Raw genomic sequence first — 11,505 nt, 5'->3', positions numbered from 1 at the left:
GACCCGGACCCGCCCGAGCCGCCCTGCTCGGGTGCCTTGCTCTTGTCGGCCGCCGCGGCGGACCGTACCGCCTCGGGCGTGACCGCCTCCCGCGCCGCCGACTTCACGGCAGGGCGCAGCAGCGCGTACCAGAGGCCCACCAGCGCGAGCACGAGGACGGCCGCGGTGATCAGGGCCCGGGGCAGCCAGCGGGGGAGCAGCGGCTCCTGCTCGTAACTGCCGTCCACGAGAATCGGCTCCACCGGCTCCTGGCCCTCGGCGACCTGCGTCGCGGCGAACACCTGGAAGGGGTGCGTCACCGGCGTGCCGCGCAACATCCGCTTGACCGGCCGCACCCGGAGCCTCGCGAACTCCGCCTTGCCCGGCGCGACATGGAGCTCCGGCGCGGCGAACACCACGCGGGCCCGCTCGCTCCCGGACTGCGCGCCCAGGCGTACCGTCACCGGAGTGTTGCCCCGGTTGTCGACGGCCAGCTGGTGGCGGCCGGCACGCGCGCCGTGCGAGCCGCGCGGGACCAGCTCGGCCGTCGTCTCCGTGAACGGCAGTACGGTCACCCGGCCCTCGGGCACCACCGTCTCGCCCTGCTCACCCGTCGGCACCACCCGTACCCCGAACGGCGTCTCGCCGGCCGGCACCGTCGCGTCGCGGGGCGGACACAGCATGAGCGACACCGTCCCCGAGTCGCCCGGGTAGAGGGACAGCACGGCAGGCTCCACCGCCGCCCAGGCGGCACACGCACCGACCACCTCGAAGCGGTACTCCTCGACCGTCGTACCGGAGTTGCGGACCTGAAGGGGGACGGCCGTCTCCGCACCCGGTGCGGCGCTGACGGTGGACGCGTCGAGGCTTGCGGTGAGACTCATACGGCGGACCGTAAGGTCGCCGCGTACGTCGTACACCGGCCGCGAAGGAACACTTTCGGGCACATTGAATGCCCCGGCCAAACAAATTGGTTTCCTGCTCAATGAGGCAGGGCATCTTCTGTCCGCCTCGCCACCAGTGAGGCGGACGAACACGGCTGTGAGGCGTGTGCACAAGGGGCGTCCGGCCGTTGCCGAGGGGGAGCACGGATATGGAGCGCACCACCGTCGCATTACGGGCACAGGACCCGATCTCGCAAGCAGGAGTGGCCAGCCAGTTGAGGGCACGGCCCGAAGTGAACGTCGTGGAATGGGCCGAGGAGGGCCCCTGGCCCGATGTCGTCGTCATGGTCGTGGACGCCGTCGACGAGGACGTGCTGACGACACTCCGTCACATTCAGCGCACCACCGATGCCCGCGCCGTGCTGGTCACCACGGACATCGACGAACAGAAGCTGGTGAGCGCCGCGGAGTGCGGGGTCGTCGGGGTGATCCGGCGGGCCGAGTCCACCCCCGAGCACCTGGTCCACGTCATCGAGACCGTGGGGCGGGGTGAGGGCCATCTGCCCTCCGACCTGCTCGGCAGGCTCCTCGCGGAGGTCGGCCGGCTGCAGGGCCAGGTACTGGCGCCGCGCGGACTGCACTTCACCGGCCTCGCCGCCCGCGAGGTGGACGTCCTGCGCCTGGTCGCCGAGGGCTACGACACCGCCGACATCGCCACGAAGCTGGCCTACTCCGAACGCACGATCAAGAACGTCCTGCACTCGGTGATGACCCGGCTGCAACTGCGCAACCGGTCCCACGCGGTGGCGTACGCGATGCGCCAGGGCCTCATCTGACCCACCACCGTGCGCCGGCTGCCCCAAAGGGCAGCGGTCGCTACCCGCCGAAAGGGCTGCCTTCCCGCTGCGCGGAATCCGTGCGCGGGGGACCGTATGGGCGCTGTTCTTCGGTGGGAGGTACGGGTGCGGGGGAGAGAAGCTGTGCGGTGGATCCGGCCGACGGGGCGCCCACGCGGACTACCGGGCGCGCGCCGTTCCGCCGCGATCGCCCTGCTCCTGCTGGCCACCGCCCTCGTCCCCGCGTCGGGCGCGTCGGGTGCCGCGCCCGACGTGCCCGTACCCCCGGAGCCGTGGGTCACACCGGCGACGCTGCACGAGGCGCTCGACCCCGGCGGTTCGACGGGCGTCGACAAGTCGGTGCGTACGCCGGTGATCCCGCCGAAACCCGAGGTCATCCTGCTGGTGGACGGCACGGGGAGCATGGAGAAGCCCATTGCCGACGTGCAGGAGAACCTCTCGGACATCACCGAGAAGGTCCGCGCCGAGCAGTCCGAGTCCCGCTTCGCCGTCGCCACCTTCGGGGACCAGCAATTCGACCCCACGGGAGGCGAGTTCAAGGTCCTCCAGGGACTGACCAACGACCTCGGCAAGGTGCAGGACGGCGTCGACGCGCTGAAGACGGACCTGGGCGCCTACAGCATGGGTCCGTCCGAGGACTGGATCAACGGTCTGTGGCAGATCGCCAACGGGGCCGGTGGCGAAACGGTCTTCCGCGAGGGCTCCAACCCGGTGATCGTGCTGGTCAGCGACGCGTCCAGCCACTCACCGAGCGCCGGCCACACCATCGACGACACGATCTTCGCCCTCCAGGACAAGGGAGTCCGGGTGGTCGGCGTCGACGTGGACAGCGAACTCGGCGACGGGCTCAACGGCACCGGCGACGCGGGAGTCCCCGGCCAGGTGGAGAACCCGCCGACCAAGGCGGGCCAGGCCACCCGCATCATCGACGCGACCCAGGGCCGGCTGCTGGAGGGCATCCAGGGGGACGAGGTCGCCCAGGCCATCGTCGACGGCATGGGTAACCTCCCCACCTCCGTCGGCCACCAACTCCACGCGTGCAGCCCCTACCTCACGGTCGCGCTCGACCCGCCCACCCGCCGGGTGACCAGTGGCGAGACCGCCCACTTCGCCGAGACGGTCGACGTCGCGCCCGACGCCCCGCAGGGCGCCCGCCTCACCTGCACGGTCCAGTTCCTGCTGGGCACGCAGATCCCGGGCACGAACACCCTCGCCCCCTCGGCGGTCCCCGACCCCGACTTCGAGGAAAAGATCACGATCGACGTGAACGACGTGGACGCCCCCGTCGTCACCGTGGACGACCGCATCGCCAGGGCGGACGACGAGAACGGTACAAGGATCAGCTACTGGGCCACCGCGAGCGACGCCCAGGACGGCCGTCTCCCCGTCACATGCACCCCCGCCTCCGGCTCCCTCTTCCCGATCGGCTCGACCACCGTCACCTGCACGGCCACGGACACGGCGGGCAACACCGCCACCGACACCGCGGTCTTCGACGTACTCGACCCGCCACCGCCGCCGCTCCCCCCGCCGCCAGCGACGGACGTCGCCGTCAAGGCCGACGTCAGCCCGGACCGTACGTACATCGGGCGTCCGGCCCACGCCCGCTTCACCGTGACCAACGCCGGACCGGACACCGCGAGGGACGTCGTCATCGCCACGGCCTGGCCGAAGCCCGGGAAGGCGAAGGACCGCACCCTGACCTCGCTGAACCGCTGCACGGCCGCCGCGCCCTGCACCATCCCGCCCGGCGGCCGGATCGAGGTGACCCAGACCGGGACCTACCGTGAGCCGGTCACGGGAGACGTACGGGCCACCGTAAGCGGGATGCTGGGCGACCTGCATCCCGTCAACGACCAGGACACCGACCGGTTGCGGGTGCTCAAGCCCTCCCTCACCGTCACCCCGCAGGTCGCCAAGCCGGGCCAGCCCGTCGTGGCGCGCGGCAAGGACTACCCGCCGGGCGAGACCGTCCGCCTGACGTGGAACACCGGCATCACGGCGGACCGCACCGGCATACGGGTCGGCCGCGACGGAACCTTCGAGGTCCAGGTGCTGGTCCTGCGCAAGGACACCCTCGGCCCCCGCGTCCTGCGCGCGGACATCACCGGGCTTCCCCAGCTCCGGAAACCTGTCCTGGTGGTCCAGCGCAACCTTCAGCCACCGGACTTCAAGGGCCGTACATGAGAGGGGCGGACACCAGGTGATCCACGAGGTGGACGACGTACTCCGGTCCCTGATCCGCGCGGAGGTGCTCGGGGGCGGCCAGATCGCCGTCGTCTTCGACGCCCCCACCCGGGAATGGGCCGCCAAGGTCAACGCCCCCATGGTCAACCTCTACCTGTACGACATCCGTGAGGACATGCGGCGCCGCGAGCGCGGCCTGCACAACGAGTACGACGAGCGGGGCGCCGTCGTGGCGCGCCGCCGGCCGCCGCGCTACTTCAAGCTCTCGTACCTGATCACCGCGTGGACCAAGCGTCCGGAGGACGAGCACCGGCTGCTCTCCTCCCTGCTCGCCTGCCTCCTCGGGTACGAGGCACTGCCCCCGGAGCGGCTGGCCGGATCGCTGGCCGACATCGGGGCCGCCGTCCCGATGTCGATCGCCCTGCCGCCGCCGGAGGACCGCTCCTTCGCCGATGTGTGGAGTGCGCTGGGCGGCGAGCTGAAACCTTCCCTCGACCTGGTGGTCAGCGTGCCCGTGACGGCGTCGCCGACGTACTCGGCGGGGCCGCCGGTCGGCGACGGCCTGCACGCCCGTTTCGGGGACATGCCTCGTCCGCCGGAGCCGTCGCGGGGCGGGCTCCCGGTGTACGGAAACCGTCCCGGCCGTCCGGTACGGGAGGAGCCCGCGGCCGCCGCCGGCCGCCGCGGTCTGGCGCTGCGGATCAGCGAGAACCGGTCCGGGAAAGGCTCCGGCGGCGGTACGACCGAGGGCGCGCCCGCCGACCCGACGAAGGAGGAACCCACCGCATGACGTCCCCGGGCCACCCCGACGACGACGTGAACCTGCGCCACCTGCTCACCCGCGCGACCGCCGTCGAGCAGCGCATCCGCCGGGCGGTCGAAGCCCGGCAGCACACCGATCCGGATCCGGAGGACGCGTTCCGGGGGCTGTACCTGACGGATGAGAACATCGCGCGGCTGCTGAACGAGGAGGGGGCACGGGGGTTTCCGGACCGGGTGGAGGAGGCCGGCGTCGCCGTCGCGCCCTCCCGGCTCTCCGCCCTGGCAACGGACTTCGGGCTCACTGCGCTCGACGCCGAGATCCTGCTCATAGCGCTTGTGCCGGACCTGGACGACCGCTTCGAGGCGTTCTACGGGTATCTCAACGACGACGTGACCCGCCGGCGTCCGTCCATCGGCCTGGCCCTGGGCCTGTGCGGGGTGTCCCCGGCCGACGCCGTCGCACGCGGCCGGCTCGCGGCGGGCGCGCCGCTCCGGGATGCCGGGCTGCTGCTGGCCGAGGACCTGGACCGCCCGTTCCTCAGCCGCGCGCTCCGGGTGCCCGACCGGGTCACCGCCCACCTCCTGGGCGACGACACCAGGGACCCGCGCATCGCGGACCTGACCGCGCCCTGGCACGCGGTGGGCGGCGTGGGCGACCCCGCGCCTCTGGCGCGGGTTCTGGCCGAGGGCGTCCCGCTGGCCTACCTGAGCGAGGACCAGGGCGGTGCGGGCACGGCGCTCGCCGCGTCGGCGCTGGAGCGGGCGGGCCGCCGGGTCCTGGGCGTGGACCTCGCCCGGCTGGCTTCGGACCCGGCCCCCGCCGACGCCGTACGCACCCTGGTGCGTGAGGCGCGGCTGACCGGGGCGGGGCTGGTCTGCGCGCCGCTGGACGCGGTCTCGCGCGAACACTCGCACCTGCTGCGGCTGCTGACGGCGACGCCGGTGCCGACGGTGATGGTGGGGCGGGTGCCGTGGGACGCCTCCTGGTCCGCGGTCCCGCCGCTGCTCCTGCACGCGCCCCGGGTGGAGCCGTCCGCGCGCGGTGCGCTGTGGAGCGAGGCGTACCGGCGTACGGGGGCGGGCCCGGTCCCCGCCGCGATCGACCCGGACCACCTGCTGGCCCCGTTCCTCCTGACACCGGAGCAGGTCACGGGCGCGGCCCACAGCGCCGCCCAGACGGCGCGCCTCGACGGCGGCACCCTCACCCCGGACCACGTACGCCGGGGCGCCCGCGCCCAGAACGCGGCCGGCCTGGACCGCCTCGCCCGCCGCATCGAACCCACGGTGACCTGGGACGACCTGGTCCTCCCGCCCGACGCCCATGCCCAGCTCCGCGAACTCACCGCCCGCGCCCGCCACCGCGACCGGGTCCTGGGCGAGTGGGCGATGCGTCCGGGCGGCGGCCGGGGCCGCGGGGTCTCGGCGCTGTTCGCGGGGGACTCCGGTACGGGCAAGACCATGTCGGCGGAGGTGATCGCGGCGGACCTGGGCCTGGACCTCTACACGGTCGACCTGGCGACGGTGATCGACAAGTACGTGGGCGAGACCGAGAAGAACCTGGAGCGCATCTTCACGGAGGCGGCCGGGGTCAACGGGGTCCTGCTCTTCGACGAGGCGGACGCGATCTTCGGCAAGCGCTCGGATGTGAAGGACGCGCACGACCGCTACGCGAACGTGGAGAGCGCGTACCTCCTCCAGCGCATGGAGTCCTTCGACGGCCTGGCCATCCTCGCCACCAACCTCCGCGCCAACCTGGACGACGCCTTCACCCGCCGCCTGGACCTGGTCATCGACTTCCCGGTCCCCGACCCGGCCCAACGCCTGACCCTCTGGAACCGCTGCCTGGGCACGCTCCTCCCACGCGGCACGGACCTGGACCTCCCGTTCTGCGCCGAGAACTTCGAGCTGGCGGGCGGCAATATCCGCTCGATCGCGGTAACGGCGGCGTACCTGGCGGCGGACACGGGGGGCGCGGTGACGATGGCCACGCTGATCCACGCGGTACAGAGGGAGTACCAGAAACTGGGCCGCCTGACCCTGGCCTCGGAGTTCGGGCCGTATCTGGGATTGGTTCAGGTGTAATGAACGGGAACCGTCAGTACTTCAGCTGTAGATCCTGATCTTCATGTCTGGGCTGTGGCTTGCCGCCGGTAGTGGCTGGTGTCTGTCCGTGCTTGGTGGCGACGGCGCCAGCCGGATCAGGCGAGCCGGTGGGCCGCGTCCCGGACGGGGCGGAGAACGAGCGCGAGGGAACAGACGGCAGATCTCCTTGCAGATCAGCTGGGTCAGGTTGTCCGGCGTGTGCCGGTGTGCGTGTTCGTCGGCGCGGAGGAAGGCGTGGGCCGGATCGCAAGGGCGACCCAGCGGGCCTATAACCGCTGCCCTTCGCACCGCGTCCGCCGAGAGCTTCTGCCAGGCCTGCTCGGGCACTTTCCGCGCCCGGGAATCGGCACGGGAAGGTGCCGGTGCCGGCTGGCACTTCGGCTGAGCAGGCCAGCACGAGACATCGATCAAACCGCATTCTTCGCCCTGCCCGGCACCAACTGCTCGGCGAACTGGACAGCGCAACACAGCGGGAACCCATCGTCGGCTACCTGACCGCCGCCACCGCGCCGGGGACCACCTGGCTGTACCGCAACCGGACTACGGAGGAAACACTTGTCGCCCGCTGGCGACGCCAGAAAGCAGTCACCGCATGAAGATCATGATCTTCAGCTGGAGTACTTGTAAGATGGTGCGATCGAATCCATGTGCGCGAGCCGACCAGTATTATTCGACAGTATCGCCGTGACGTGCATCGACCAGTGAAATAAACTCCCGCCAGCTCATGTTCAATTCGTATCGATCGCATAGGTCGACAAATTCATCCAAAGCATCGAGTGCGGTGCCTGGATAAGTTTCGATGACAACGCGGAGTTGAGTGTATCCCTCGAATTTCGGTGTGCTAGCGACGGTCTCATCTGGTAGGTGCTTGGCTGCCGCCTCGCAGGCTGGGCGAGAGGAGCTGTCGGCCATCGCGATCAGAGGTAGTTCAGTGAGGGGGCGCAATGCCCCACTCCGTCTCACTGTGTCAGGAATGGATAGCACCCTCGGATGAGGGGTGGTTGCGATGTGTTCATTCGGTGCTGAGGCTGCTTGAAACCCGACCGAAAGGCTCCATGCGCGACCAATTCGCAATTCAAGGGCTTCGGAAATCGGGTCCTCCCCGTAGTAAGGGCTCGCGAACTCCGCGAGTTCCCATGAGGACACGGGAGAAGGGATTCCAAACAGTTGCAGGGCTAGGTTCGCAAGTTGATCGTCGCTCGGATCAAAAGGGATGGAATCTGAGATGGCGACAAGGTGCATGTCAAGTTCGGCGTATCCAGAGGGTGTAGATGGGTGCACATGGGGGTGCCAGATTTCCATTTTCGGCAAGGGGTGCTCGGTCACTTTCTACTCCTTACTGGTCTGGGCCTCGGAAACTCGGCTCAACTTTATAGTCGTACGTCTCTCCGCGCCCGCTCTTTTTTCCGTTGCACGAATTGCAGATACCCTTGAGATTGTTGGTGTCGTTGTACCATGCATGCCTAATGTCTTGTGTTGTCCGACACCCCAGATTGTTCCAGTGATTGACGACTGTTCTGTCGTGGTCCAAAGTGAGCATTCCTGGCCCAGGTTCGTTCTTTACTATCATCCTGCATTCCGGGCAATAATATGAAAGGGGGTCGTTGTAGAGCGGGTCGTTTCCCCATCTTCCGGGGTTGGACGTCATTTGGTTTCGCAGATCGTCGAAGACTTGGACTCGGTAGGTCCCGTCAGTGTCATTGGCTGAATCCCAGCCTCCGTAGAGGTAGCGGCGGAATCGATCGCCATCGGATGGGGTGTTCTGATATCTCGCCTTGATGTGCATGCTTTCGACGTATGTGGATTGATGATCGAGGGCGGCAAATTCATCAAGGGAGCTTATTCCGTAGTCAATTCCGAGTTCGGTCAGCTTGCTGATTATGTCAAGCCATTTTCGAGTGATATCCCTATCGGCTCGCTTTGCTTCCATTCGAGTCATTTGCGTCTTGCTGATTCTGATGGTGTCGGCCGTGGCAGATTCACATTTCTTTTCGAGCTTTTCCAGGTCGAAGGCGAGGTCTGTCATGCGTTTGGCTTCGTCGGCGTCTCCCGCCTTTTGCGCTCTGTTGCGCTCGAAGTAAGCCTGCCTCTTCGCTTTAACGACTTTGCCGCCAATCCCGGAGCGCGCAGAGGCGACTTCGACATGAGCGGAACCGTCATTGATCTCGGCGTACAGGGAATGGTCTTCCCCGTGCATCGAAAACGCCTTCTCGAAATTAAGCCGGTAAGGCTCCTTCTTGGTGGAATCCTTTTCCTTTCCCTCGTTTTTGGGGTTATTCTTGAGTTTCGTCCACAGTGCCTTTCCCTTTTTAGCGATGAAGTTCACGATCTTGTCGATCGCTCGGTTCACCGGGCGGGATACCGCGTGGAAGACGCTCTTCACCTTTGCGGCCAGGCTGCCGATGCCCAGGAGGGATGCCAGGAAGCCGATCAGGAGGGGGACGCTGGCGGCCAGGGCGGTTTCGACCATCTTCGGGACGCCGGCCTTGCCGCCGTTGGCTATCGCCACCACCGCGTCCAGGACCGAGTTGACGAACTCCACGATCTGGGAGCCCTGGTTCACCACGAACGTGACGATGTCGATGATTCCCTTGACCGCGCGGACGAACGCGGAGGCGGGGTTCAGGAGGGAGAGGATCCACGTGATGCCGGCGATGATGACCGTCGGGATCAAATAGCTCGTCAGCTTTTCCAGGATGGTGGACTTGAGGTCGCCCGCCTCTTCCTGGATCTCCTTGACCGCGCCGGCCGGGCCCTCGCGGGCGATGTTCTGGGCGACCGGGACCGAGGACTCGACCGCCGTCATCGCCTGGTCGGGGACGCCCTTGCGGGTGACGCGGGCGCGGATGTTGGCCCAGGTCAGGCCCAGGAGGGAGCCGATGAGCTGGATGATGCCCTTCATGTCGAACTTCTGGGGGAGTTCGAGACCCGCCTTCACCGCCGTGCCGAGCAGCCACGACACCACCCCGGTCTTCAGGTGGTCGGCGATGTTCGTGATGAAGAGGTTCAGGCCCGCGCCGACGGCCGACACCAGGTTGCCCAGGAAACCGATGGGGTCCTTGATGATCTTCATGATCGCGCCGGCGGCCTTGGCCAGGATGCCCAGGAGCAGGTTCTTCAGCTCGTTGATCGTCTTGATCGCGCCGACGATCGCGTCCTTCGCCTTGTCGATCAGCCCCTTGTTGGCCTCCTGAAGCTTCTTGATCTCCTCGTCGACCTTGTTGAGCGCGGCCGTGTACTTCTGCGCCAGGTCCTGGACCAGCTGTTCCGACTTCTCGTTGACCGATGCTTCGAGGTCGTCGAACTTGCCCGCGAAGTCCTTCGCCGCCTCCTCGCCGAACTGGCGCAGGTCGGCGGGGAGTTTGTCGACCTCCGCCTTCAGCTCACCGCGGCCCTTGGCGATCCGGGCCTTCGCTTTGCCCAGCTCGGTGCCGATGATGTCGGCGACCGAGGAGATCACCGTCTGCATCTGGGACACGTAGAGCTTGCGGGCCTCCTGGTAGAGGCTGTTCGCCTCCTCGGGGAGCCCGGCGAACTTGTCCTTCACCCAGCGGGCCTTGCCGGTCCAGCCGGAGTACCGCTTGTCCTTGTACTTCTTCATCCGGCGCTTGTGGTCCGCCGTGAACTTGTCCCGGGCCGCCTTCTCACCGGAGGTGAACGCGGCGTCGACCTTCTTGTCCAGGCCGGAGAGCGTGGCCTCGACGTCCTTCTTCGTGCCGTCGTAGACCTTCTGCAGCTTCGCCGTGACCTCGGCGCGCTTCTTCTCGTCCTTCGACTTCGTCTCGCCCTTGCCGCCGTCCACCTTCTGCCCGGCCTGCGCGCGCGTCGCGGTCAGCGCGTTCATCGCGGCGGCGCCCGAGGCCGCGGCGCCCGCCTTCGCGGTCGTCAGCTGCTGGTTCTCGGCCGCCCTGCCCTTCGCCGGGGCCTTCGCGGAGTCCGTCTCGGCGGTATTCTTCGCGCTGAGGGCCTCGTCGAACTCCGGCTCGTTGCCCTTGGCGAGCTGCTCCTCGGTGACCTCGGCGTCCGCCATCGCCTTGTCGTTCTGCGCGGGCCCCTCGGAGAAGTCCGTGACCGACGCCGGCTGCTTCTCCGGGATCGCGGCCGCCGCGGACGGCGCCCCCGGGTTGCCGGGCGGCCGGTCCGGGGTGAGGGGGGTGACGGGCTTGTCCTTGGCGGCCGAGGTGTCCGGCGGTGCCTTCGTCGCCGTGTCGATGTCCTTGGCCGACGACTCCTTGCCGTCCGTGACCTTGCCGTCGACCTCCGCCTTGACCCGCTCCGCCTTGCCGGACTTCGAGAACTTGTCGGCCTCGTCGAGGTTCTTGGGGGCCTGCGCGTCGATCGCCTTGTTCACCGCGTCGACGAACGCCTTCTTGTCGAACTCGCCCGGCTTCGCGGCGTTCATCTTCTCCGCGTTCGCCGCCTTGCCCTGCGCCTCCTTGTCGTCCGGAGGCGCGACGGCGGCGTCCTGCGAGGCCTTCGACTCCGTGCCGGCCGGCCGGTGCTGGGCGAGCCGCTGCTTCTTCGCGGCCACATCCGCCCTGACGCTCCGGAAGCCCGGCGCCTGGGCCGGTGACGGTTTGACAGGGGCCGTGTAGCGCTGGGCGACGAGGCGTGAGACCGCGGCGTTGCCGGCGGCCCGTTGCAGCCGCTGGATGCTGCGGCGGTCGGGTGCGGGAGCCGGGGCCGGAGCGGGGGCGGGAGCCGCGTCCGTACGAGGGGTGCCGGTGCGGGAC

The 11,505-nt window shown here is 68.4% G+C and carries 6 protein-coding genes and 2 pseudogenes; 4 read left to right on the top strand and 4 right to left on the bottom strand.

The features are described 5' to 3' along the window. The coding region (locus EAO73_RS26490) for a hypothetical protein (RefSeq protein WP_147974104.1) at positions 1-863 on the bottom strand (863 nt) is incomplete at its 3' end. Between the two features lie 209 nt (positions 864-1,072). Here EAO73_RS26490 and EAO73_RS26485 point away from each other — a divergent pair. The 4 genes from EAO73_RS26485 (at position 1,073) to EAO73_RS26470 (ending at position 6,751) form a co-directional block, all read left to right on the top strand. Further along, the gene (locus EAO73_RS26485; RefSeq protein ID WP_147974103.1) at positions 1,073-1,699 is read left to right on the top strand and encodes a helix-turn-helix transcriptional regulator; all 627 of its coding nucleotides are present in this window, start codon (positions 1,073-1,075) and stop codon (positions 1,697-1,699) included. A gap of 144 nt (positions 1,700-1,843) precedes the next feature. Then, complete coding sequence (locus EAO73_RS26480; protein ID WP_147974102.1) at positions 1,844-3,907, top strand: HYR domain-containing protein; 2,064 nt, start codon at positions 1,844-1,846, stop codon at positions 3,905-3,907. 16 nt (positions 3,908-3,923) lie between these two features. Then, positions 3,924-4,697 carry a DUF4255 domain-containing protein gene (locus EAO73_RS26475; RefSeq protein ID WP_224756464.1) on the top strand — a complete coding sequence of 258 codons (774 nt, stop codon included), beginning with the start codon at positions 3,924-3,926 and terminating at the stop codon, positions 4,695-4,697. Next, positions 4,694-6,751 (top strand): ATP-binding protein, encoded by a 2,058-nt coding sequence (locus tag EAO73_RS26470; RefSeq protein ID WP_147974101.1) that lies wholly within the window; start codon positions 4,694-4,696, stop codon positions 6,749-6,751. Before EAO73_RS26475 ends, EAO73_RS26470 begins: the two co-directional genes overlap by 4 nt. A 41-nt stretch (positions 6,752-6,792) precedes the next feature. On the opposite strand, the pseudogene EAO73_RS37370 reads toward EAO73_RS26470, so the two are convergent. From EAO73_RS37370 to EAO73_RS26455, 3 genes and pseudogenes are all read right to left on the bottom strand, one after another. Further along, a pseudogene (locus EAO73_RS37370) lies at positions 6,793-7,172 on the bottom strand (hypothetical protein); the annotation flags it as partial. A 266-nt stretch (positions 7,173-7,438) separates the two neighbouring features. Then, the gene (locus EAO73_RS26460; protein ID WP_147974100.1) at positions 7,439-8,098 is read right to left on the bottom strand and encodes a hypothetical protein; all 660 of its coding nucleotides are present in this window, start codon (positions 8,096-8,098) and stop codon (positions 7,439-7,441) included. A gap of 10 nt (positions 8,099-8,108) precedes the next feature. Beyond that, positions 8,109-11,505: pseudogene (locus tag EAO73_RS26455) on the bottom strand (hypothetical protein); the annotation flags it as partial.

The organism is Streptomyces sp. col6, from assembly GCF_008042035.1.
In the GTDB taxonomy this organism is placed as follows: Bacteria; Actinomycetota; Actinomycetes; order Streptomycetales; family Streptomycetaceae; genus Streptomyces.
The sequence above is the reverse complement of the archived record's forward strand: the minus strand, read 5'-3'. Positions and strand labels throughout refer to the sequence as shown.